The organism is Janthinobacterium sp. GW456P (genome assembly GCF_002127655.1).
In the GTDB taxonomy this organism is placed as follows: Bacteria; Pseudomonadota; Gammaproteobacteria; order Burkholderiales; family Burkholderiaceae_D; genus Janthinobacterium.
Genome location: NZ_NEHB01000003.1, coordinates 279,150 through 301,956, shown reverse-complemented (window position 1 = coordinate 301,956; position 22,807 = coordinate 279,150). Strand labels below are relative to the sequence as shown.

Here is a 22,807-nt window from a genome sequence, read left to right as displayed (position 1 = left end):
CATCAGCAGCAGGGGCATGGCCAGCAGCAGGGGCAGGGCGCGCGCGGGCGCACCGGGCATGCACAGGCGGCGGCTGACATGCCAGGCCGCCAGGGAGAGGCAGATGACGAAACCGACCTTGATCCAGAAGTCGGGCAGCAGGGCCAGCTGTTCCAGGTTGGGCCGCACGCCCAGCAGCATGGCCATCAGCGCCACGCTGGCCAGCAAGCCGGCGCCCAGGGTGGCGGCGGCGCGCCAGTGCGTGCCGGGCGGCGGCGCGGCGGCCACGTCGGGGCCGCTGGCCAGCATGGCGATCAAGTCATCGGTTTTCATGATGCAATCCCTTCATTGCCTGTTCTTAAATGGGCCGCCAGTGCCTTCAAGCCGCGATGCACGGCCACTTTGACGCTGGCTTCCGAAATCCGCATGGCCGCCGCCGTGTCGCGCACGGACCATCCGTCGAGCTTGGTATGCACGATGGCGTCGCGCTGCTGGGCCGGCAAGCTGGCCAGCAATTTGCCCAGGTCGCGGCTGGCCTCGGCCGCGTCGGCATCGGCGCTGGAAAACAGTTCCTGCGCGCTATCTTCTTCGTCATACGGCAAGTGCTGCGCTTCGCGCCGCGCATGCCGGCGCAGCCAGTCGATCAATTTATAGCGCGCAATTGCATGGATCCACGACGTCAGCGGCACGCCGGTATCGTAGCTCAGGCGCTGGTTGTGGATGGCCAGCAAGCACTCCTGCACCAGGTCTTCCACTTCGTCCGGCCAGCGCTGCAGCCGGCGCCGCAGGAAGGCGCGCAAATGGCCGCTGGTGGCCTGCAGGAAAGCGCGGTAGGCGGCCGCATCGCCGTCCAGCCCGCGCAGCATCAAGCCATGCAGCCGCAATTCCGTGCCATGCAGGTGTTCGCTTACAGGTATTCGTTGCATGCAGGCCTTTGGTGACAGGCATTGAAAAAATAAATCTTAAATTATTTGAGGGTGGCTGTAACCAATCCGCATGGTGCGGCGAATTGACAGGCAAGCACGCTTCTTATTTTTAATATACCGGCTAACGACCATGGACATCAAGCACCGTCTTGCAACACTACTTTTACCCTTGCTGAGCATGGCTGTGGCAGCGCCGGCCGCCGCGCAGATGGCGGCCGGCCAGCGCTGCGAAGTCAAAAGCGGGCCGCAGACGGCGGCGCTGGTGGAGCTGTACAGCAGCGAAGGCTGCTCCAGCTGCCCGCCCGCCGACCAGCGCCTGAGCGCCTTGCGCAGGGACGCGGCGGCGGCCGGCCTGGTCGTGCCGCTGGCCCTGCACGTCACCTACTGGGACCAGATCGGCTGGGCGGACCCGCTGGCGCAGGCGCAGTTCGATGCGCGCCAGGCCGAACTGCTGCGCCACCAGCCGCGCCATGTCGCCTACACGCCCCAGTTCTTTGTGGGCGGCACGGAATTGCGCGGCTGGGATACGCAGCTGCCAGCGGCCATCCGCCGCATCAACGCGACCGCCGCGCCCGTCAATATTGGCCTGTCCGCCACGCCGGGTCCGGGTGGCAAATTACTGCTGGAAGCCTATGCCAGCGCGCCGGACGCGCAAACGGGCGGCCAGCTGTATGTGGCCATCAGCGAAAGCGCCATCGTCTCGACAGTGCTGCGCGGCGAAAACCGGGGCGCCACCTTGCATCACGATGCGGCCGTGCGCCTGTGGCTGGGGCCGGTTGCGCTGGCGCAAGGCCGCGCCCAGCTGCGCCGCGAGGTCAATCTGCCCGCCAGCTGGCGCCCGGAGCAGCTGCAAGTGGTCGCCTTCGTGCAGCGGGCTGACAGCAGCGCCATCCTGCAAGCCGTCAGCACGGCGCAATGCGCGAAAGGAGTGTTGTGATGCATACCTCAACCTTGCCCGGCGCCACCATCCACCCCGCCTGGCTGCGCCTGACGCACTGGCTCAATGCCGTGGCCGTGGTGGTGCTGGCCACCAGCGGCTGGCGCATCTACAACGCGGCGCCATTCTTTCCGTTCGAGCTGCCGCGCGCGCTGACCCTGGGCGGCTGGCTGGGCGGCGCCCTGCAATGGCATTTCGCCGCCATGTGGCTGCTGGTGGCCAATGGCTTGCTGTACCTGATCATCAATATCGCCTCGGGACGGCTGCGGCGCCAGTTCTTTCCCTTGACGCCGCGAGCGCTGCTGGCCGATTTTGTTGCCGCGCTGAAGGGCAAGCTGACGCATGCCGATCCGCGCCACTACAACATGGTGCAGCGCGCCGCCTATCTGTTTGTCATGTTTGACTGCATCGTGCTGGTGCTGTCCGGCCTGGTGCTGTGGAAATCCGTGCAGTTCCCCATGCTGCGCGAGCTGATGGGCGGCTACGAGAGCGCGCGCCGCGTGCATTTCATCGCCATGGCGCTGCTGACGGGCTTTGTCGGCGTGCACTTGCTGATGGTGGCGCTGGTGCCGCGCACCCTGGTCGCCATGCTGCGCGGCCGCTGAAGGAGAACATCATGAAAAAGACCATCATCGTGCCGGAGCAGGGCCAGGCCATGCTGGCCGACGCCTTGCGCCAGATCAAACAGCCGTCGCGCCGCCTGTTTTTGCAGCGCAGCTTGACCTTGGGCGGCCTGGCCCTGCTGACGGGCTGCAACGTCGGCGACCCGTCCGGCATCGAAACGGCCCTGACGGCGGTGTCGCGCATGAATGACCGGGTGCAGGGCTGGCTGTTCGACCCCAATAAACTGGCGCCGACGTATCCGGACTCCATGATCACAAAGCCGTTTCCCTTCAATGCCTATTACGGCGAAGACGAGGTGGAAGAGGTCGACGGCGACGCCTGGCGCCTGGAATTGAGCGGCTTGATCGCTGACAAGAAGCCGTGGACCCTGCCGCAGCTGCGCGCCTTGCCGCAGGAAACGCAGGTGACGCGCCACATCTGCGTGGAAGGCTGGAGCGCCATCGGCAAGTGGGGCGGCGTGCCGTTTTCGCACTTTCTGCAGCGGATCGGCGCCGACACGACGGCGAAATACATCGGCTTCAAGTGCGCCGACGATTATTTCACGAGCATCGACATGGCCACGGCCCTGCATCCGCAAACCATCATGGCCTTGACGTATGACGGCCAGGCATTGCCGCCCAAGTATGGCTACCCGATGAAACTGCGCATGCCGACCAAGCTGGGCTACAAGAATCCCAAGCACATCCAGGCCATTTTTGTGACGAATACCTACCCGGGAGGGTATTGGGAGAATCAGGGCTACAACTGGTTCGGCGGCTCCTAGGAAGGCCGGGGAGGCGGCCAGGGCGGCGTTGCATTGCCTTGTCGTACTACTCGTACTGCCTGCGGCAATGCGCCTGGCCCTGACCACCTCCCGACCTTCCTTAGTTTCGGCAGCAAGCAGCACCCTGTAGCACAGCAATCGCTTTACCACCGGGCACTTGCCCATACAACCCAGAGACAAGGACATATCATGAAAACCACCATCACCACCTTCGCCGCCATCATCGCTTCCGCCATCCTCATGTCGGGCGCCGCTTTCGCGCAGGACGCCATGAAAAAAGACGCTATGGCCAAGGATGCCTCGGCCGATGCCATGCACAAGGACGCCATGCACAAGGATGCGATGGACAAGGACGGCATGCACAAGCCGATGGCCAAGAAACACATGAAGAAGGACCACATGGCCAAGGATGGCATGGCGAAAGATGCCATGGCAAAAGACGCCATGAAGAAGGATGAAATGAAAAAGGATGGCATGGCCAAGGATGCGATGGCCAAATAAGCATAGCGCGCTTGCGCCGCCCGTCTCGGCGGCGCAAGGCGAACGGGGGGGATTGACGCGGCGGGCGAGATACCGCAGAGTGCCGTGACGCCGCCCGACCCAGGATACCCATGCAGCCCTTGCCCACGATTGTAACGCCGCACGCCATCCTGACCGTGCTACATCCTGGCAATGCGCATCTTCTGCTTGCCTATCAACAGGAAAATAGGCAACACCTCGCGCCGTGGGAACCCGAACGCGACAGCCAGTTCTACACGGCAGAGGCTTGCCATGCGCGTGCCGCGAGCGCCTACCGCGCGTTTTTGGATGGCAATGCCGTCAATTTCATCGCCATCGGCCGGGACTCGGACAGGATGATTGCCGGGTGCAACTTCACCAATATCGTCAGGGGACCGCTGCAAGCCTGCCATCTCGGCTATTCTATCGCCAAGGCTTGCGAAGGCCGTGGCCTGATGCGCGAAGTGGCGGCGGCGGGCATCGCCTACGCCTTCGGGGAGCTGGGCCTGCACCGTATCATGGCCAACCACATGCCGGCCAACGTGAAAAGCGAGCGCCTGTTGCGCACGCTGGGATTCGAGCGGGAAGGCTATGCCAGGGCTTACCTGAACATTGCCGGCAAGTGGGAAGACATGGTGCTCAATGCGCTGATCCATCCGCAAGGATAAGCCGCGGTGCCATGCGGACGCGCCGCTACTCTTCGCCGCTATTCTTATATACTGGTTATCTCTTCCGCTTTTCAACCCGCAGAGCCATGACCGACCCGCACACCGCCGCGTTGTCCCCCGAAGCACCTTCTTCCGATAAATCGATCCGCCGCCGCTCGCTGTTCGCCGCCTGCGGCGCGCATGCCGTGCATGACGGCTTGACGGACGTGATCTATGTGCTCCTGCCCATCTGGCAGGCGCAGTTTGCCATCAGCTATGCCATGGTGGGCCTGTTGCGCGGTTCCTACTCGGGCATGATGGCCGGCTTCCAGCTGCTGGCCAGCCGCCTGGCGAAGCGCTGGGGGCGCGAGCGCCTGCTGGTGGGCGGCACGGCGCTGGCCGGCATCGCCTACCTGATCGCGGGGCAGGCGGGCGGCCTGGCCGTGCTGCTGATCGCCTTGCTGCTGGGCGGCCTGGGCGCCAGCACCCAGCATCCGCTGGCCTCGTCCATCGTCACCGATACGCACGAGGCGGGCGGCGGCGTGAAGGAGGCGCTGTCGCACTACAACTTTGCCGGCGATATCGGCAAGACCCTGATTCCCGCGCTGGTCGGTTTGCTGTTGCTCGTGTGTAGCTGGCAAGCGAGCGTTTCCCTGCTGGGCTTGCTGGGCCTGGCGGCGGCCGGCTTGCTGTGGTGGCTGCTGCCGAAGCCGGAAGACATCCATGCCAGCCAGAAGAAAGCGGTCAAACCCGTTACTGGCAGCGGCTCCAGGGCAAGCTTTCGCGCGCTGCTGGCCACGGGCACCCTGGACAGCGCCGTGCGCATGGGCTTTTTGACGTTCCTGCCATTCCTGCTGAAAAGCAAGGGCGCGGGCACGGCCGGCATCGGCGTGGCCTTGTCCCTGCTGTTCGTGGGCGGCGCCTTCGGCAAGCTGCTGTGCGGTTACCTGGGCGCGCGCATCGGCATGATGAAGACCGTGTGGCTGACGGAATCGATGACCTCGCTGCTGATCGTCGCGGCCCTGTGGCTGCCGCTGGCCGGCATCATGGTCATGCTGCCACTGCTGGGACTGGCGCTGAACGGCACCTCGTCCGTGCTGTACGGCGTCGTGCCGGAACTGGCCGAGCCCGGCAAGCGCGAGCACGCTTTCGCCCTGTTCTACACGGGCAGCATCGGCGGCGGCGCGCTGTCGCCCGTGCTGTTCGGCGCCTTGGGCGACCATACGAGCGTGCCCACGGCATTGCTGGCGCTGGCGGCCGTACTGCTGCTGACCTTGCCGCTGGCGTGGAAAGTCCAGAAGGGTTTGGCGCACGGTGGTGCCGCATGACAGGCCGCCTCGCATGAGTCTGCCATTGCCGCGCGATAAACACGATACGCAGAACGCGCAAGCCCTGACCGCCTTGCGCTGGGAAGAACTGCGTCCGGCCATGCCGCAGATCCTCGAGTGGGTCCAGGATGCAAACTGGCCCGTGGCCGCCATCCTCCTGCCTTACCTGGCCGGCATCGGCCCGCGCCTGGCTCCCCATATCAAAACGGTGCTGGCCAGCGACGATGAACAGTGGAAGTACATTGTTCTGCTGGGCATTGTGCGCCATTCCTCCGGGCTGGCTGCCGCCGTGGACGGGGAATTGCGGCGCTTTGCCCTGGCGCCAACGGCTGCCGAGCTGGAAGAGGGCGTGGCCGAGGCGGCCCGGGAAATTCTGGAATGCCAGGTCATCACGGTGGCCGGTCGATAATCAGGGCCATTATTGGAGTGCATCAGTATTGAATGTGCGTGCGTGTGGCCATTCCTGCTATAGACAGGAGGCAATCCGGCCCGAATATATGTCGGTATCCGGGTTTTGAAAACTGTCTATCATTTAACAGCAAGATTACATGGGCAATTTGAGTATCCCGCAAACCAATACATGATCAATAACTTTGCCTACCGCACGGGCGCCGACCAGCCATGGATATGGGCTACCGGAGAACTCAAGCGCTTTGACGAGTTCATCAACGCGTTTCGTTCCCGTTACCTGGCATACCGTATGCCGGTATTAAAGCAGAATTGCAGACGGCGAGAGCGTGACTTTCCGCTACATCAGCAGTGGCGAGGTGTACCGGAAGCGCTTGTTCGGTAATTTCCTGAATGTCAAGACACAGGAACTGGCCTTGTCGGCGCAGGGTTTGCATGTGGACGGCGTCACCTGGCCTGGCGCCAGCCTGAAGTGCATGAATCAGAATGACTGGACCGAGAAACTGACGATCAAGGATGCTGCCGGTACGACGGTGTTTTCATGCATCGGAACGGGTATCCTGAGTTTCGACCTGTTCGCCAATATGATGGACGACGAGATGAATCAGGCCGGGTAAAAATCCACCGTAAATACGGCTTTGTCGACGGCTACCATGTGCAGAAACTGGCGCTGGCGCGGCGCATCGCCGCCATTATTGCTTAGTTCGACAGGTAATCGCTGGGCGCCTGGCCCAGCACGCGGCGGAAGGCGGCCGTGAAGGCGCTGGGGCTGGCATAGCCGAGGTCGAGCGCGACCCGGGTGACGGCTTGCCCGCCGGCCAGCCGCGTGATGGCCGCCAGCAGGCACGCCTGCTGGCGCCATTGGGCAAAGGCCAGCCCCGTCTGGGCGCGGAACTGGCGCGTAAAGGTGCGCCGGCTCATGCCGGCCTGCGCCGCCATCGCGTCCAGGCCGCTGTCCAGGCTGGGGTGCTTGAGCAATTCCATGCACAGCCGCGCCAGCCTGGCGTCCCGCGGCAGGGGCGCGCTCAGGGGCAGGGGCGCCATGGCGGCGATCTCGTCGAGCAGCAAGGCCATCAATCGTCCGGCGCGCGACGCCTGCACATACAGGGCATCGACGGTGACGGCCTCGGCCAGCAGCTGGCGCAGCAGCGGCGAGGCATCGAGCACCTGGCAATCGGGTGGCAAAGCCATGCTGGCGATGGCGTGTGGATCGATAAACACATTGTGCATGGTGACGGCGCCATGCATGCGCATGCCGTGGACCAGTCCGGCTGGTACCCAGCAAGCGCGTTGCGGCGGCACCAGCCAGTTGCCTTGCGGCGTGTGTACGCTGATGACGCCGCGCGCCGCATAGGCAAATTGCCCGCGCGCATGGCTGTGGCTGGGAAAGACGGTATCGGCGGCATAGTCGCGCGCCGTGGCGATCAGGGGGCGCGGCACTTCCGTATAAAAATCATCCATGGCCTGTACTCTACAGTATTTGACCTGGCATCGCAGGCGGGCCGCCCGATCTGCCCTTACGATGCACTCTTTTTCAGGAGTGAACATGCACAATACCTATCATCGCGTGGGTCATGGACCCCACGCCGTCATCGTCCTGCACGGCTGGTTTGGCGACGCGCACGCGTTTGCGCCGATGGAAATAGCCCTCGATGGCGGCGCTTTCAGCTATGTTTTCATGGACAATCGCGGCTATGGCGGCATGCGCGGCGCGGCGGGCGAGTATTCGATGGAAGAGGTCGCCCGCGACGCGCTGGCCCTGGCCGATGCGCTGGGCTTTGCCACATTCAGCGTGGTCGGCCATTCCATGGGCGGCATGGCGCTGGAAAAGCTGGCCTTGCTGACGCCGCGGCGCTTGCGCAAGCTGGTCGCCGTGGCACCCGTGCCCAGCTGCGGCATGGCGTTCGATGGGGCGGCCCGGCAACTGTTTCTCGATGCCAGCGGCGATGTGCAGGCGCGGCGCGCCATCATCGCCCGCAGCACGGGCGGGCGCTCGCCAGCCGCCTGGCTGGATTGGAAGGCGCAGTATTCGTGGGAAAGTGCGGATCCAGCCGCGTTCGCACGCTACTTCCTGGCGTGGAGCGAAACGGATTTCAGTCGTGAAGTGATGCGGGCGGCGTCGCCGCTGCCCTTGCTGGCGCTGGTGGGGGAGCACGATCCCCGTTTCAATGCGGAATTGATGCGCCGCACGTATCTGGCGTGGTATCCGCACGCCCGGCTGGAGGTGCTGGGCAATGCGGGACACTATCCGATGAACGAAACGCCGCTGGCCCTGGCGGCCAGCATCGAGGCATTCCTGTCGAAAAACGACTAGTTAAGCCGTCTTGGCGCGCAGGCGCAGCAGGCTCAGACCCAGCAGTACGAAGGCGCCGCCCGTGATGCGGTTGAACAGCCTGGCGCGGCCTGGCGTGGCCAGCTGGGTTTTCAGCAGGCGCGCCAGGTTGGCGTAAAACAAGTGGGCCAGCATGGCGCAGGCAACAAACGAGGTGGTCAGCACGGTGAACTGGATGGCCACCGGTTCGCCCGGCGTGATGAATTGCGGGAACAGGGCCGAGAAGAACAGGATGGCCTTGGGATTGGTCAGCGCGACCGTCAAGCCCTGGCGGAAGAGTTTCCAGAAGGAATTTGGATTCGCCGCGCCTTGCACTACGGCGGGGGCCTCCGCCACGACGCTGGTTTTGCTGCGCCATTGCTTGATGCCCAGGAAGACCAGATACAGGGCACCGGCCAGTTTCAGCAGCATGAAGGCCGTGGCCGAGGTCGCCAGCACGACGCCCATGCCGGCCATGGCCACGCCGGAAATGATGAACAAGCCAAAACCATTGCCCATGCTGCTGATCATCGCGCGGCGCGGACCGACGGCGATGGCATTCGAGATGGCCAGCAAGACGGCCGGACCGGGAGAAAACGTGACGAGCAGGGCGACGCTGCAGAAAAGCAGCCAGTTCGAGAGGTGCATGGATGTTCCTGGGTGGGGCCGAAGCCGGATTGGGAGAGTCAAAACACCCGTATTGTACGAATTTTTCGGCTCCCGTGTCAGCGGCCCCGGTCTGACTCAGGCTCAAGGTCAGGCAAACAGGCTGGCGACCACATGGTTGATGGCGGCGCCGCCGGCGATCAGCCAGCAGAACAGCAGGCCGGCCAGCAGCAGGGGCTTGATGCCGGCGCGGCGGATGGCCGACATGTGCGTCGTCAAGCCCAGGGCCGCCATGGCCATGGCCAGCAGGGCCGTGTCGAACTCGGTGATGGCGGCCACTGTGCCCGTTGGCAACAGGCCCAGCGAATTGAAGGCCACCACGCCGATGAAAATGAAGGCGAACCAGGGGATGGCCAGCTTGGCCGCCTTGTCGTGGCCCGCAGCCTTGGCCTTGCCGCGCGCCAGCACGGCCGACAGGATGACGAGGAAAGGCGCCAGCATCATCACGCGCACCATCTTGGCGATCACGGCCGCATTCGCCGCCTCTTGCCCGATGGACTTGCCGGCCGCCACCACTTGCGCCACTTCATGCACGGTCGAGCCGATGTAGACGCCAAAGGCCGTGGGCGTGGCGCCCAGCACCTGCCAGCCCAGGTTCAGCTGGTACAGCACGGGGTACAAAAAGATGGCGATGGTGCCGAACACCACGACGGTGGAGACGGCCACAGTAACGTCCTCGCTGCGTCCCTTGACGACGGGCTCCGTCGCCATCACGGCGGCCGCGCCGCAGATCGAGCTGCCGGCACCGATCAGAATGGCGCTGTTGCGTTCCAGCTTGAATACCTTGGTGCCGAGCAACATGGCCAGGCCGAACGTGGACGCCAGCACCAGCGCATCGATGGCGATGCCGGCCAGGCCCACTTGCCCGATATCCTGGAAGGTCAAGCGGAAACCGTACAGGATGATGCCAAGACGCAATAACGTCTGCTTGGAAAAGGCCACGCCCGCGCCGCAAGTGGGCGCCAGGCGGCCATACACGCTGTTGCCCAGCACAATGCCCAGCATGATGGCCAGGGTCAGGGCGCTCATGCCGTGGCTTTGCATCCATTCCAGCTTGCCCAGGGCGATGGCGCCCCAGGCGATCACCCCGCTTAGCAGCAGGCCGGGCAGCAGGCGGCCGTAGCGGTCGCTGAAACTGGTGGTATTCGTCGTTGAGAGAGAAGACATGCCGTACTCCATGGTTCTTGGTTCGTATGGCAGGACTGTACAGCTCGTCGATTAAATGGTAAAACGGATTGTTTTTGTATGTTCAACCTATAAAGTAGGTAATCGAGATGGCTTTGACTTTGCGGCAACTGCAGATTTTCCTGGCCGTGGCGGACACGGGCAGCACCAGCGCGGCAGGCGAGCTGATTGCACTATCGCAATCGGCCACCAGCGCTGCCCTGAACGAGCTGGAAACCCTGCTCGGCGCGCAACTGTTCGACCGGGTCGGCAAGCGGCTGCTGCTCAACGACAATGGCCGCCTGCTGTTGCCGCAGGCGCGGCAGATGCGCGACGCGGCTGCCAGCATCGAGCGCCAGTTCGCGGGCGCCGACCCGTCCGTGCCCGTCAGCCTGCAGATCGGCGCCAGCACGACCATCGGCATCTATCTGCTGCCGCAGATCCTGGCCCAGGCGGCGCAGCAGTACGGGTGCAGCATTCCGCAAGTGACGATTGCCAACACGGCCGACATCGCGGCCGCCGTGGCCGCCTTCCAGGTCGATATCGGCCTGATCGAAGGGCCGTGCCACGAGCCGGGCTTGCTGGTGGAACCGTGGCTGACGGACCAGATGCTGATCGTGGCCGCGCCCGCGCATCCGTTGGCGCAGCTGCGCCATCTGCTCAGCTTTGCGGAGCTGAACCAGGCGGGCTGGCTGCTGCGCGAAGCGGGTTCCGGCACGCGCGAAGCCGTGGAGCAAGCCTTGGTGCCGTATCTGCACTACCTGCGCGCCGCGGGCGAATTCAGCAATTCGGAAGCGATCAAGTATGGCGCGGCGGCCGGTCTCGGCATCGCCTGCCTGTCGCGGGTCGTGGTGGCCGATCTGCTGGCCAGCGGGCAACTGGTGGAGCTGGACACCATGCTGCCGCCGCTGGAGCGCAATTTCTATCTGATCCGCCAGTCGAAAAAAATCCTCTCGCCGCGCCTGGCCGGCTTTTTGGAACTGTGCCGCCACGCCTCGCGCACGGCTTGACTGTTTTTCGTATATGGAATAAATTCCCATATATGGAAAATTCGATCTTTGTAGAAAACGATACGGAACAGCGGCTGGCGGCGCGCCTGAAACAGTTGCGCGTGGAGCAGGGCTGGTCGCTGGACCAGCTGGCCACCGCCAGCCAGGTCAGCCGTGCCACCCTGTCGCGCCTGGAAAATGGCGAAGTCAGCCCGACTACCCACGTGCTGGGCAAGCTGTGCGCCGCGTATGGCCTGGCCATGTCGCGCCTGCTGCGCATGGTCGAAGACGATTTTCCGCCCCTGCTGCGGCGGGCTGAGCAAAGCGTGTGGACGGATGCGGACACGGGCTTTGTCCGCCGTTCCGTCTCGCCGCCCGCGCGGGCGCTGGCCGGCGAGGCGCTCGAATGCGAGCTTGGTGCGGGCGTGACGATCAGCTATGCCGCCTCGCCACGGCCCGGCATGGAACACCATCTGCTGCTGCAAGAGGGCAAGCTCAACGTGACGGTTGACGGCCGCGCGCACGAGCTACAAGCTGGCGATTGCTTGCGCTACCAGCTGCATGGCGCCAGCGCGTTTGCCACGCCGCCAGACAGCGGCGCCCGCTATTTTCTTTTTCTTGTCTGAGGTCGCCATGCCCGCATCGCTACGCCATTTTTCGTCCACCGATATTCTCGAACGCCTGCCGGAACTGGGTACCTTGCTGCAAGACTGCGTGCATGACGGCGCCAGCATCGGTTTTATTCTGCCCTTCGATACGGCGGCCAGCCAGGCGTTCTGGACGGATAATGTGTTGCCGGCCGTGACGCGCGGCGTGCGCCTGCTGCTGGTGGCGGAAGTCGATGGCAAGGTGGCCGGTGCCGTGCAGCTGGACTGGGACACCAATCCCAACCAGGCGCACCGGGCCGAAGTGCGCAAGCTGCTGGTCGCGCCCGCTTTCCGCCGGCACGGCATCGCCCGCCAGCTGATGCGGGCGCTGGAAGAGCAGGCGCGCCTCTTGTCGCGCAGCCTGCTGACCCTGGACACGCGCAGCGGCGACCATGCCGAACCGTTGTACTTGTCGCTCGGCTATGCGGTAGCCGGCAGCATCCCCGCCTATGCGCTGGCGCCCGTTGGCGACCGGCTGGACGCCACCACCATCATGTACAAGCAATTGCAGCGATGAGTGATCGGCCCCTGGCTTGTTGCCAGATAAAATCACCCGCCTGATTACAGACCCGTCCTACCTCGATACCCGGCATCGTCCGACTGGCGTGTGCCGGTGCCGCGCCTACACTGTTCTTTGATAGACCCGGCGGCGGGTCCTTTCTTCTTACAGGAGGCTGATATGGCGAATATCCAGGCAGGATCGGACGGTGCGGCAAAAGAGGAAATGTCGGCAAAACGCTTGAACGTGGTCGACTGGATCTCCATGATCCTCTTGATCGTGGGCGGCTTGAACTGGGCGCTGGTGGGCTTGTTCGATATCGACATCGTGGCCCGCATCCTCGGTGCCATGACGGCGGCTTCGCGCGGCGTGTACGTGCTGGTGGGGCTGGCGGCGCTGTATTCCATCTATCTGTGCGTGCGCAAGCTGCCAGCCAAGCCTTAGATGGGAGCACACATGCCTGTTGGTGCCAGTCCCAAGCGCGAACGCGAATTCAGGAAACTGGAGCGGGATTTCACGCGGGAAGGACGCTACCCGGGCCGCGAGGAAGAAGTCGCGGCGCGCATCGTGAACAAGCAAAGGGCGCAAGCGGGCGAAACGCAGGAGGCGGCAGGCCGGGAGCGGGCGGCCACGCCTGCTGCCAAGGCGGCACGCGACTTGCCGATTGCCGGATATCAGCACCTGACGGTGCCGCAGATACGCGACAAACTGGGCGGCCTGTCTGCTGCCCAGCGCAAGCGCCTGCGCGAGTACGAGGCGGCGCACAAGAAGCGCAAGGGTGTGCTGGATGCCTTGGATAGCTAAGGCGCCATGCTGCTGTTGTGCTTGTGCTTGTGCCTGGCCTGAGGCCTTGCTTCTTGCTTCTTGCGTCTTATGGTTTTAGGTCTTACGGCGACGTCTTACTGCGTGCGCAGGTAGGCCAGCAAGTCGGACACTTGCTGCGCATTGCCGATGCCCCAGAAGCGCATATTATTGCCGGGAATGAAATCGCTCGGTGCTTTCAGGAAGCTGGCCAGGTTTTGCTCGCTCCAGACGATATTCGCGTTTTTCATGGCCGCCGAGTATTTATAGTCGGTGGTGGCACCGGCCTTGCGGCCGATGACGCCCGTCAACTTGGGGCCGAAGCCGCCGCGCGCCGATGGTCCCACCTGGTGGCAGGAGGCGCACTTGCGAAACGCCGCCTTGCCCGCTTCGGCATTGCCCGTGAGGGTGGCAGGCGCGGCTGCGTGCGCGACGGCTGCTGGCGCCAGCAGCAGGGCCGCTGCGGTCAGAGGAGAGAGCAGGCGGAAAAGAAAGGTGGATGTCATCGGTGAGGTGGAAATGCAAGCTATGGCTGTCGATCACGCATTTTACAGTCGGGCATCAAAACCTGCTTCGCAGTAGCACAGCCATGCCAGGAAATGGTACAGGCAGCGCTGCAGGCCAGACTGAAGACGGCTAGCGCTTGCCGCCCTGTGCGCCCAGCGCCGCCATGGCCGACGCGAACACGATGCAGGCGATGGCCAGCCACTGGGTCAGGCTCAGCAATTCTCCCAGCACGGCCATGGCGGCCAGGGCGCTGACAGCCGGCGCCGCGCTGCTGAACATGCCGAACACGCCTTGCGGCAAGCGGCGCAGGGCAAAGATTTCCAGCGAATATGGCAGGGCGCTGGACAGCATGGCAATGGCCAGGCCCAGCAAGGCGATCGATGGCGCAAGCAGGGCCGTGCCCGAGTACGCGACGCCGATGGGCACCGTCACCATGGCCGCCACCGTCATGCCCCAGGCAACGGCCTGGCCACCCTGCAAGGTCGAGGCGCGCTTGCCGAAGATGATGTACAGCGCCCAGCACAGGGCCGCCCCCAGCGCATAGGCCACGCCGACGGGGTCCAGGCTGCCCGGGCTGCCTTGCAGGGGCAGCAGCAGATATAAACCGAACACGGCACAGGCGACGGCAAATAAATCGCGGGGCCGTCGCGACGACAGCATGGCCACGGCTAGCGGCCCCGTCACCTCGATGGCGACGGCAATGCCGATCGGTATCAACGCAAACGCCCGGTAAATCAGCAAGTTCATCAACCCCAGCACGGAACCGTAAACCAGCAAATTCAGCACATCCTTGCGCGTCAGGCGGTAGCGCCACGGCCGGAAGATGGCCAGCAGGATCAGCGCCGAAAACCCCACCCGGTATGCCGTAATCCCCTCGACCCCGATGACGGGAAACAGGTTTTTCGCAATCGCCGCCCCCAGATTGACGGAAATCTGCCCTCCCAGTACGGCCAGGGAAGGAAGCAAAATGCTGTCAGGGAGGGAAGAGGTCGAGGCGGGGGAGGTCATGGGACAGTATTTTAATACGCCACAGGCCGCCAGTCGCTGGCATATCTGCAACGGACGGCAATTTAGCCGCCCGCATTGACGAAGGAGAGCCGGCACTGTTGGGGGAGTGCAAGTATTTTCTGATAATGCTATTCTGCCTGAACACCCGGAATCGCCGGGCGCCACCCCGATTCTTCATCTTGATGGAGCCGTCCCATGAATGGCAGAAGCATGGCAGTGACCCTCGTTCTGGCGTGTGCCGCCGGCATGGCCGGTGCGCAGGCCTTGCCGCCGCAGGCGCAATTACCGGTCTGGGCGACGCAACAGCTCGATAGCCTGGCCAAACGCGAAGCCATCGAAGTGAACGCGCGCGTCAACCCTTTTGTGTTGCGCGGCGACTTCGATGGCGACGGCAAGGGCGATCTGGCTATCCTGATCAAGAACAAGGACAGCAAGAAAGAGGGCATCGTCTTCCTGTTCAGGCAGAAGACGGCACCCCTCATCGTGGGGGCGGGGCATGCATTGTCCAGCGGCGGCGATGATTTCGCCTGGCTGGAAGTGTGGCAGGTGGAAGACAAGGGTTCTCGCCAGCACAGCTACCATGAAAAATCGCTGAGCTTGAAAACGGACGGGATCGTGGTGGCGAAGGAAGGTTCCGCCAGCGCCTTGATTTATATTAAGAGCGGCAAGGCGGCGTGGCAACAGCAGGGAGATTAATGGTGAATGGTCGAGATGATGCCAGATGACGGCAGCGGTGAGAAAAGAATGCATGTGTTCAGTATCGGCGATACCAATTTTGAAGTGGATGTCGCGACATCGCGCATCAGTCTGGCGGCACATGCCAATGGCATGCGGGAAATCAATATCAGGATCGAGGCCGACGACGAGGTGTTCATGCGGCTGACGGAAGACGACGATGCTCCCTGGTCGTGGGCGCTGTATCCGCCGTCCTTCCTTTTGCAGGGCTTGCTCGTTGCGGGAACGGAGGCGGCGCCCGTGCAGATGCTTGCTGTGGATGCCGACGACTGTGAATGCAGTCTCTACATGATGGAATACCGCGACGTCGCCGATCTGTGTCTGGTGGAATTGTCGGCGCAGCGTCTGGTCATGACGGGCAAGGTGGACTTTTTTGGCAAAAGCCTGCCTTTCGCCATCGATATGCCGCGCGCAAGCTAGCGGCAATCTTCAGCCCAGCTAGTGAACTGGGGCAGCCTGTGCGGGCCGCCCCCTTGCATCAGTCCAGCTTCAAGGCCTTCGCCACATCGCCCCACGACACATACTTGAAGTTCTGCGGTCCGTCGGGCAAGCGCTTGTAGCCGTCCTGGATCACCAGCATGCCTTGCGCGTACGCGCCGCCGAGGTTGGCGGAGGTGACGTCGAGGCCATCCGTTTCCGAGGTGCCGTCGATGCCGGCGGGCAGGTTGAATCCCACCTTGAAGCGGCCGCGCACCTTGTACGGCGCTTGCGCGTCGAGCACCACGTAGCTGCTGTCGCCCTGGCTGGAGACGATCAGATAGCCCGTATCGGGCGCGCCACCTGGCTTGCGGTAGATGGCCATGCCTTCCACGTCAGCCGTCAGGTGCGGCCCCACGGGCAAGACCATGGCGAGCGCGTCTGGCTTGGCGGCGTCGGCCGAGGTGGTCCAGATGCCGCGCGTTTCTTCGCCCAGGAACAGTCTGGCGTTGGCATCGTCGGCAACGCAGCCTTCCGGTTGCGTGGCGACCTTGAAGCTGCGCAAGAGGGTGGCGCTGAACTTGTTGCCTTCCAGGCCGATGCTGTATTGCTGGAAGGTGCCATCCTTGTCGTTGATGAACGCTTCCACGCCGCCGCTGGCAGGTTGATACAGGCACATGCCATAGATGCTTTTCAATCCCGTAGGAAAGCGGCCCGCTTCCGCCAGCTCGCCGTTGGCGTTAATCGTGAACAGCATCATGCTGTTGTCGTCGCGCTGGGTGGCCACGGCCAGGTCGACCTTGCTGCCATTGAATGGAATATTCTGGCGCACATCGACGTTGTTCAGGCGGCCCACTTCCAGCAGCTGCGTCTGCTTGCCTTGCAGGTCGTAGACCAATAGCCCCTGTTTCTTGTTGGTGCCGAGGATGCGCGCATCGGCTGGGTTGCTGGACAGCCAGATAGCCGGGTCGTCGGCTGCGTCGCCCTGGCGCGCCATCGGTTCCGTCTGCGCTTGCGGGGCGATGATGGCCACCGCGGGCGATGTTTCCGCTTGGACAACCCATTTCAAGGGCCGCGCCTGCCAACCGTTCTTGCCGCGCAGTAGCAAGGCGTCCTTGTCCAGCGCCAGCTGGCTGTCGCCCTTGCGCACGTTCAAGGCGACCGCTTGGGCCGGCTGCGCCGTCCATGTATCTCCCTGATGGGTGTACAGGTGCAGCTTGTCCGCCTTGCCGTCGAGAACGGCCACGCCGCCCGGCAGCACGGCCAGGGCGCCGGCGCCGCCGTCCAGCTGGCCATACGGCTTGCGCAGGGCCACGACTTCGCGCTTGCCCATGCCTTCCGAATCGGCCTCATACGCCCACACGCCCATGTTGGACTCGCTCACCAGCAGGCGCCGGGCGCCATCGTCGACGCGGCAATGTTTCGCGTGCGGCGGCAGGGCCAGTTTGCGTACCAGGCTGCGCTGCTCGCCCTGCATCACCCACTGTTCCGCCTGGCCATCCTTGCCGATCAAGAACAGGTGATCGAGCTGCTGGGCGTCGCGGTACAGGCACGACGCTTCCACGGAAAACGTCGGCACGGGAAATGGCGCCAGCTTGACCAGCTTGCCGGCCTGCGCATCCACGGACACGGGCAGCGGGCGCTGCGTGTCCGCTTCCAGGAACACGGCCAGCACCTTGCCGCCATCGATGCGCGTGTCAAGCTGCTTGGCGCGCACGGCGATACGGTCCTGCTCCTGGCCGACCGCATTGAACAAATGCAAGCCGTGCTTGTCCAAAGTCAGCCAGCCGCCGCCGGGCAGGCGCGCCAGTTCTTCGGCTTCCTGCGTGAAGGCAGGTACGGCAGTGGCGGGGGCGGCTTGCGCGATGCCGCCGAGGCAAGCCAGCAAAGCGCTGCAGAGTACGGTTTTTTTCATGTTATTGGAAATCATCATCAGAAGGCGCTGGCTTTCAGGCTCACTTTGAAAGTGCGGCCATATTGTTCGTTTTGCACGTTGAATTGCTTCGTGCCTTGGTAGACATAGTATTTCTCGTTGTTCAGGTTGGCTGCTTCGAACGTCACCTGGAACTGCTTGTTGATCTGGTAGGACAACGAGAAATCGAGCTGTTTCTGGCTGTCCACGATACGGTCCTGGCTTTGGTCGAGGATATCGCCGTCCATTTCCAGCAGGTAAGGCGACTTGTAGTTGAGAGCCAGGCGGGCGCTGACGGGGCCCGTTTCATAGCCCAGCATCAAGTTCATCACCTGGTTCGACTGGCCGGGCAGGCGGATATCGCGGTTCAACTGCTGCTTGCTGGCCTTGTCGTAGCGGCCGATTTGCGCGCGCGAGGTACTCAAGGTGCCGTTGACGCCGACGAGCAACTTGTTGAAGGGCGCCGGCAGCATGCGCAGCGGCTGCATATAGGCCAGTTCGATGCCCTTGACTTTCGCCGCGTCGCCGTTCGCATACGAGGTGGCCGTCGTGTAGCCCGTCCATGCTCCCGTGCCGGCCAGGTTGGTCGTGTACGTAAAGTTTTTGATGTCCTTGTAGAAGCCGTAGGCCGACATCACGCCGTCGTTGCCCAGGACTCTTTCGATGCCCAGGTCGAGGTTATTCGCTTTCAAGGGTTTCAAGTCCGGGTTGCCGATCACGGCTTCCGTGTTGCTGGCCAGGCTGATGCCGGGTGCCAGCTGGCTGAAGTTGGCGCGCACGACGGCTTGCGTCCAGGCGGCCCGCACGCTGGTTTTTTGATCGACGTCATAACGGGCTTGCAGGTTCGGTAGCCAGTTGGTGTACGAGCGTTCGCGCGTCAAGGGCGTGGCCACGGGGGTGGCCAACCCTGCGCTGTCCACCTGCGAGCCGGCGGCCTCGAAACTGGTGCGTTCGGCGCGCACGCCGCCCAGGATGTGCCAGGCGTCGAAGTCATAGCTGTTTTGCACATACATGGCGTTGATGTCTTCCCGCATGCGGTAATCGTTGATGATCGATTCCGTGGCCAGGCGCGCCTTGTCGCGGTCCAGGCCCGCGACCCTGGCGCGTATCAGCGCCGGGTCCAGCGCCACGCCGATGTTGCCCAGGTCGTAGTCGAGATTGTGGCCTTGCACGAAAGCGCTCATCGACGTGGCGCCGGCGCCCCAGTAATTGCCGCTGGAAGCCTTGCTGCTGTTATACGCCCATTGATCCGTGTCATTGTTTTTTTCGCGGCGGCTGACTTTGGCGCCGAATTTCAATGTGGCGATGTCGAACTTGCGCGCCAGGTCGATGCGTGCATGGTGCTCATTGTCTTTCGAATAGCGCTTTTGCAGGGTGATGGCGTTCAGCGCATAGCTGGCCGGGTCGTACAGCGAGGCGGGGCCGCTCAACAATGGTTGCTCGGTGCCATTGAAACGGATGCCGGCGAAATTGCTGATGCCGCGGAAACGGCCGTCGTTCAAGGATTCCGGCGTGTCTTCCGTGGCGCGGCTCATGCCGCCTTTCACGTCCAGGGTCCAGTCGCCCGATTTCTGCTGCGTGCCCAGCACCAGCGAGCGCACTTGCTGCGTGTACTTGCGCTGGCGGATGCGGCGCTCGGCGCGCGCGCTGGCCGTCTGGCCTTCGGCCAGGCTGCCGCCCGCGATATTGCTGATGGTCAGTCGGTCGCGCACTTCATCGTCGGAGAATTCGCTGACGAACGAGCGCAAAAACCAGCTGTTGCCCGCTTCCGGACGGTAATCGAGGTTGACGGCCAGGGCGCCGCGCTTGCGCACGGGCAGGTAGTCGCGCAATTCCAGGCCCGACAATTTACCCTTGCTCCAGGCGCCGCCCGTTTCCACGTCATCGGAGCCGAACGAGCGCTTTTCCGCGCTCAGGCCGGCGGCCACGCCCAGTTTGCCATCGAGAAAGCGCTGGGCCCACAGGGCGCCGCCGCTGGGGCTGGTCTTGCCCGTCTTTTCATCATGGCTGGCAGCCACGTTGGCCGACAGCAGCTTGCCCGGCAAGTCGAAGGCGGACAGCGATTTGACTTCGATGGTGGCGCCCAGCGAGTTGGCGTCCATTTCCGGCAGCAAGGTCTTCGAGACTTCCAGCGTGCGGATCAGGCCGGCGGGCAGGATATCGAGCGCCACGGCGCGGCGGCCCGCTTCCGGCGACGGCACCAGCGCGCCGTTGATGGTCACCGCGTTCAGGTCAGGCCCCAGGCCGCGCACGGTGATGTAGCGGCCTTCGCCCTGGTCGCGCTGCACGGACACGCCCGGCAAGCGGGCCAGCGCTTCGGCCGCGTTTTTATCGGGCAAGCCGCCGATATCGTCGCTGCTGATGACGCTGATGATGTTGTCGGCTTTCTCTTGCGCGGCGATGGCGTTGCGCAGGCTGGCGCGCTGGCCGCTGACGACCACGGTGGCGGCCGGCTGGCCTTCGTCCTGTGCCTGTGCTTGGCTGGTGCCGCTGAAGACGGCCATGATGGCCAGGGACAGGGCCGTCAGGCGCAGCGGGGAGGGGAAGGAAGTGTGCATGGTTTTCATGAGGAGCTCGGTTAGGAAGGAAGGAACCGGGCGGATTCTAGGCAGCAAATATGACGGTTGCGTGACAGGCAAGGGCTTGCCACCCTGAAAACAACGGCGGGTGCACGCTTTGCCGCCGGAATGCTGCCGGCATGAGCTGAAATGACCTGCCGCCGCAGGGCGCATGGGCCATGGCTTGCCGGATTCGTATCGGCCGCGCCGGCAATGATGAGCCGTTTGCACCTGCCGCACGGGCGTGGCGCATGTCATCGTGCCGTCATGGGCGGGCGCTATCGTGGCGACAGCACCACTTTTAAAGGTTTTCCCACATGCTGCCATTGCACCGTAACAGCCTGATTGCCGCCGCACTGGCCTTGCCCCTGTTCTTGTTCCTGTACGCCACACTGGGCCACGTTAAACCGTTTGCCGTCTGGAAGTGGATGGATATCGTCTGCGAAGGCGGCACGGCCGTCATGGCGGGCGTCTGGTTTTTGTTTACCCTCAGCAGCCGGCCACGTGGACGGGTGACCAGCCTGATCGCCGGCGGCCTGTGCGCCATCATGCTGGGGTCCTGGGCCGATTGCCTGGACGAATTCTTCGCCATCGACAAGCAGGAAGTATGGGATAACTGGCTGGAAGCCCTGATCCCGTTCGGCATGCTGGTGCTGACGATCGGCATGTATTACTGGCGCCAGGAACAGTTCCGCTTGAATGAACACCTGCAAAAGCGCGAACGCCTGTTCCGCGACCACCGCGCCTTCGACCGCATCACGCAGCTGGCCGATGCCAGCTACCTGCGCACGCAGATGCGCCTGGAGCAGGAACGCCGGCCCGGCCTCGATTGTGCGCTGGTCTTGCTCGACATCGACAGCTTTCACCTGATTAACCGTGAATACGGCCACCGCGAAGGCGACCGCGTGCTGCAAGCCGTGGGCCACATGCTGCTGTTGAACTTGCGTAATGACGATCTGCTGTGCCGCTATGCGGGCGACCGCTTCGCCGTGCTGATGCCGGGCGTGTCGCGCGAGGATGCGGCCGTGCGGGCGCGCCACCTGTGCGTCATGGTGGGGCAGATGCGCCACCACACCAACGACAACCGCGAAATCCGCCTGAGCCTGCGGCATGCGTGCTCGCTCACCGATGGCGTGCCGGAAGTGGTCCTAGCCGAGCTGAGCCGGGCCGTGGAAACGCCGGGCCGCAGCGCCAGTCCCAGGGCCAGCAGCGCCGCGCCCGCCTGATGCCGCTGATTCAGCAGGGCGACCCCAGCATCGCAGCCCATCACCAGCCGGCGCTGGTGCTCGATTATGCGCGCAGCCGGGATCTGGCCACGGCGCCGCTGCTCAAGGGCACGGGCCTGGACGGTGGCGCGCTGCCGTCCGCGGAAAGCCAGGTCAGCGCCGCGCAATACCTGCAATTGCTGGCCAACGTGGCGCGTGGCCTCGACAGTGCCGACACCAGCTTCATGCTGGGCCAGCAAATGCTGCCAGGCCATTACGGCGCCGCCAGCCATGCCTTGCTGCAGGCGCAGAATCTGCGCCAGGCCTTGAGCATCCTGTGCGATTTTCATACCTTGCTATGTCCGCTGCTGCAGCCGCGCTTGCGCGAGGCCGGCGACATGCACGTGCTGTACTGGGTCGACGCGTTCGGCGCACCGAGCCAGCTGCCTTTTTTGGTGGAAATGCACATGACGGCGCTGGCGGCCATGTGCCGCTGGCTGGCGGGCGAGTCCTTGCCATGGCGCTTCTGCTTCAACCGGGCGCGGCCCCGCCACGTGGAGCAGCACGAAGTGCACCTGGGCCAGTGCCTGCGTTTCGATTGTCAGGTGGACGCCATGCTCATCGATTCGAGCTGGCTCGACAAGCCCTGGCCGCGCGGCAATGCCACGGCGGCGGCGCTGGCCTTGCGCGCGGCGGCCCTGGCGCCCGTGCCGGCAGTGAGCCTACTCGGTGCGCTGTACGACTACCTGCTGGTCAATATCCGCTGCGCACCGACCCTGGAGCGCACGGCGCAGGAATTCGGCGTCAGTCCCGCCACCCTGAAACGCCATTTGGCGCGCCATGGCACGCATTTCCAGGCCGAGCTCGACCAGGTGCGCGCACACAAGGCCATCTACCTGTTCCAGGCGCATGGCTACGACAACGATGCCGTGGCCGCCTACCTCGGCTTTCATGATGCCACCAACTTCCGCCGCTCGTTCAAACGCTGGACGGGGCAGACGCCACAACTGTTGCGTCACGCGCTGGCCTTGTTTGTCGCGGGTTGAACGCCGGCGTTGCGCGCCTGCGCCACGGATAGTCGTTCCTACGGGAACAATTGCCCGTTCTGCTACATCCATAGTACACTCGATCAGAGAGCGGACAGACGCGCTTCGAGGCGCTCCGGCACGGCGTCACGCGACGCCGCGATAGCGCCATCACTATGGCGGGCCGGCGGCAGCCGACCGGCGTGCCGTGCCTTAACCCAGCCTGGAAACTGGCGTCACCAGTGTGGTGCGC

Annotated in this window: 27 protein-coding genes; 18 read left to right on the top strand and 9 right to left on the bottom strand. The window is 63.8% G+C overall.

The window, feature by feature from the left end:
• Together CBW66_RS05490 and CBW66_RS05485 are read right to left on the bottom strand one after the other, a co-directional pair.
• On the bottom strand, positions 1-312 hold a 312-nt coding region (locus CBW66_RS05490; protein ID WP_139843043.1), incomplete at its 3' end, for an NrsF family protein.
• Positions 309-905 carry a sigma-70 family RNA polymerase sigma factor gene (locus tag CBW66_RS05485; RefSeq protein ID WP_086136959.1) on the bottom strand — a complete coding sequence of 199 codons (597 nt, stop codon included), beginning with the start codon at positions 903-905 and terminating at the stop codon, positions 309-311. The genes CBW66_RS05490 and CBW66_RS05485, both read right to left, overlap by 4 nt.
• Positions 906-1,035: 130 nt before the next feature.
• On the opposite strand from CBW66_RS05485, the gene CBW66_RS05480 reads away from it, so the two are divergent.
• From CBW66_RS05480 to CBW66_RS05445, 8 genes are all read left to right on the top strand, one after another.
• Positions 1,036-1,842: a DUF1223 domain-containing protein gene (locus tag CBW66_RS05480; RefSeq protein ID WP_230492128.1), complete on the top strand. Its 807-nt coding sequence runs from the start codon at positions 1,036-1,038 to the stop codon at positions 1,840-1,842.
• On the top strand, positions 1,842-2,447 hold the full coding sequence (locus CBW66_RS05475) for a cytochrome b/b6 domain-containing protein (protein ID WP_170932828.1): 606 nt from the start codon (positions 1,842-1,844) through the stop codon (positions 2,445-2,447). The genes CBW66_RS05480 and CBW66_RS05475 overlap by 1 nt, the downstream gene beginning before the upstream one ends.
• 11 nt (positions 2,448-2,458) lie before the next feature.
• A complete protein-coding gene (locus tag CBW66_RS05470; RefSeq protein ID WP_086136956.1) occupies positions 2,459-3,229 on the top strand; it encodes a molybdopterin-dependent oxidoreductase in 771 nt (256 codons plus the stop codon).
• Between the two features lie 189 nt (positions 3,230-3,418).
• The gene (locus CBW66_RS05465) at positions 3,419-3,730 is read left to right on the top strand and encodes a pentapeptide MXKDX repeat protein (RefSeq protein ID WP_086136955.1); all 312 of its coding nucleotides are present in this window, start codon (positions 3,419-3,421) and stop codon (positions 3,728-3,730) included.
• A 110-nt stretch (positions 3,731-3,840) separates the two neighbouring features.
• The gene (locus tag CBW66_RS05460; protein WP_086136954.1) at positions 3,841-4,395 is read left to right on the top strand and encodes a GNAT family N-acetyltransferase; all 555 of its coding nucleotides are present in this window, start codon (positions 3,841-3,843) and stop codon (positions 4,393-4,395) included.
• Positions 4,396-4,481: 86 nt separating this feature from the next.
• On the top strand, positions 4,482-5,702 hold the full coding sequence (locus CBW66_RS05455; protein WP_086136953.1) for an MFS transporter: 1,221 nt from the start codon (positions 4,482-4,484) through the stop codon (positions 5,700-5,702).
• A 13-nt stretch (positions 5,703-5,715) separates the two neighbouring features.
• On the top strand, positions 5,716-6,111 hold the full coding sequence (locus CBW66_RS05450) for a DUF5071 domain-containing protein (RefSeq protein ID WP_086136952.1): 396 nt from the start codon (positions 5,716-5,718) through the stop codon (positions 6,109-6,111).
• Positions 6,112-6,439: 328 nt separating this feature from the next.
• On the top strand, positions 6,440-6,727 hold the full coding sequence (locus tag CBW66_RS05445; protein WP_086136951.1) for a hypothetical protein: 288 nt from the start codon (positions 6,440-6,442) through the stop codon (positions 6,725-6,727).
• An 82-nt stretch (positions 6,728-6,809) separates the two neighbouring features.
• Here the strand turns inward: CBW66_RS05445 and CBW66_RS05440 are convergent, their stop codons facing one another.
• Positions 6,810-7,571, bottom strand: a complete 762-nt coding sequence (locus CBW66_RS05440) for a helix-turn-helix domain-containing protein (RefSeq protein ID WP_205701098.1) — start codon at positions 7,569-7,571, stop codon at positions 6,810-6,812.
• An 85-nt stretch (positions 7,572-7,656) separates the two neighbouring features.
• Between CBW66_RS05440 and CBW66_RS05435 the strand changes: the two genes are divergently transcribed.
• Positions 7,657-8,424 (top strand): alpha/beta fold hydrolase, encoded by a 768-nt coding sequence (locus CBW66_RS05435; protein ID WP_086136949.1) that lies wholly within the window; start codon positions 7,657-7,659, stop codon positions 8,422-8,424.
• Here the strand turns inward: CBW66_RS05435 and CBW66_RS05430 are convergent, their stop codons facing one another.
• On the bottom strand, positions 8,425-9,069 hold the full coding sequence (locus tag CBW66_RS05430) for a LysE family translocator (RefSeq protein ID WP_086136948.1): 645 nt from the start codon (positions 9,067-9,069) through the stop codon (positions 8,425-8,427).
• Positions 9,070-9,177: 108 nt separating this feature from the next.
• Positions 9,178-10,254, bottom strand: coding sequence for a YeiH family protein (locus CBW66_RS05425; RefSeq protein ID WP_230492129.1), 1,077 nt, complete (start codon positions 10,252-10,254; stop codon positions 9,178-9,180).
• Positions 10,255-10,361: 107 nt separating this feature from the next.
• On the opposite strand from CBW66_RS05425, the gene CBW66_RS05420 reads away from it, so the two are divergent.
• The 5 genes from CBW66_RS05420 to CBW66_RS05400 all read left to right on the top strand — a co-directional run bounded on the left by CBW66_RS05420 (position 10,362) and on the right by CBW66_RS05400 (position 13,190).
• Entirely contained in the window at positions 10,362-11,261 is a 900-nt protein-coding gene (locus tag CBW66_RS05420; protein ID WP_170932827.1) for a LysR family transcriptional regulator, read from the top strand.
• A 32-nt stretch (positions 11,262-11,293) separates the two neighbouring features.
• Positions 11,294-11,866 carry a helix-turn-helix domain-containing protein gene (locus CBW66_RS05415; protein ID WP_086136946.1) on the top strand — a complete coding sequence of 191 codons (573 nt, stop codon included), beginning with the start codon at positions 11,294-11,296 and terminating at the stop codon, positions 11,864-11,866.
• 7 nt (positions 11,867-11,873) lie between these two features.
• Positions 11,874-12,404 (top strand): GNAT family N-acetyltransferase, encoded by a 531-nt coding sequence (locus CBW66_RS05410; RefSeq protein ID WP_086136945.1) that lies wholly within the window; start codon positions 11,874-11,876, stop codon positions 12,402-12,404.
• Positions 12,405-12,566: 162 nt separating this feature from the next.
• Entirely contained in the window at positions 12,567-12,830 is a 264-nt protein-coding gene (locus CBW66_RS05405) for a DUF378 domain-containing protein (protein WP_205701097.1), read from the top strand.
• 12 nt (positions 12,831-12,842) lie between these two features.
• Positions 12,843-13,190, top strand: a complete 348-nt coding sequence (locus CBW66_RS05400) for a hypothetical protein (protein WP_086136944.1) — start codon at positions 12,843-12,845, stop codon at positions 13,188-13,190.
• A gap of 95 nt (positions 13,191-13,285) precedes the next feature.
• Here the strand turns inward: CBW66_RS05400 and CBW66_RS05395 are convergent, their stop codons facing one another.
• Both CBW66_RS05395 and CBW66_RS05390 read right to left on the bottom strand, forming a co-directional pair.
• A complete protein-coding gene (locus tag CBW66_RS05395; RefSeq protein WP_086136943.1) occupies positions 13,286-13,693 on the bottom strand; it encodes a cytochrome c family protein in 408 nt (135 codons plus the stop codon).
• Between the two features lie 130 nt (positions 13,694-13,823).
• Positions 13,824-14,702, bottom strand: a complete 879-nt coding sequence (locus tag CBW66_RS05390; protein ID WP_170932826.1) for an EamA family transporter — start codon at positions 14,700-14,702, stop codon at positions 13,824-13,826.
• Between the two features lie 210 nt (positions 14,703-14,912).
• Between CBW66_RS05390 and CBW66_RS05385 the strand changes: the two genes are divergently transcribed.
• Positions 14,913-15,398, top strand: a complete 486-nt coding sequence (locus CBW66_RS05385; RefSeq protein ID WP_086136942.1) for a hypothetical protein — start codon at positions 14,913-14,915, stop codon at positions 15,396-15,398.
• Positions 15,399-15,404: 6 nt separating this feature from the next.
• A complete protein-coding gene (locus tag CBW66_RS05380) occupies positions 15,405-15,857 on the top strand; it encodes a hypothetical protein (protein WP_086136941.1) in 453 nt (150 codons plus the stop codon).
• 58 nt (positions 15,858-15,915) lie between these two features.
• On the opposite strand, the gene CBW66_RS05375 is transcribed toward CBW66_RS05380, so the two are convergent.
• The gene (locus CBW66_RS05375; protein WP_086136987.1) at positions 15,916-17,769 is read right to left on the bottom strand and encodes a phytase; all 1,854 of its coding nucleotides are present in this window, start codon (positions 17,767-17,769) and stop codon (positions 15,916-15,918) included.
• A gap of 17 nt (positions 17,770-17,786) precedes the next feature.
• The gene (locus CBW66_RS05370) at positions 17,787-20,324 is read right to left on the bottom strand and encodes a TonB-dependent receptor (protein WP_230492130.1); all 2,538 of its coding nucleotides are present in this window, start codon (positions 20,322-20,324) and stop codon (positions 17,787-17,789) included.
• A 317-nt stretch (positions 20,325-20,641) separates the two neighbouring features.
• Here CBW66_RS05370 and CBW66_RS05365 point away from each other — a divergent pair, with 317 nt between their 5' ends.
• Positions 20,642-21,550: a GGDEF domain-containing protein gene (locus CBW66_RS05365; protein ID WP_086136939.1), complete on the top strand. Its 909-nt coding sequence runs from the start codon at positions 20,642-20,644 to the stop codon at positions 21,548-21,550.
• A complete protein-coding gene (locus CBW66_RS05360; protein WP_086136938.1) occupies positions 21,550-22,575 on the top strand; it encodes an AraC family transcriptional regulator in 1,026 nt (341 codons plus the stop codon). The genes CBW66_RS05365 and CBW66_RS05360 overlap by 1 nt, the downstream gene beginning before the upstream one ends.
• Positions 22,576-22,807 lie beyond the last annotated feature (232 nt).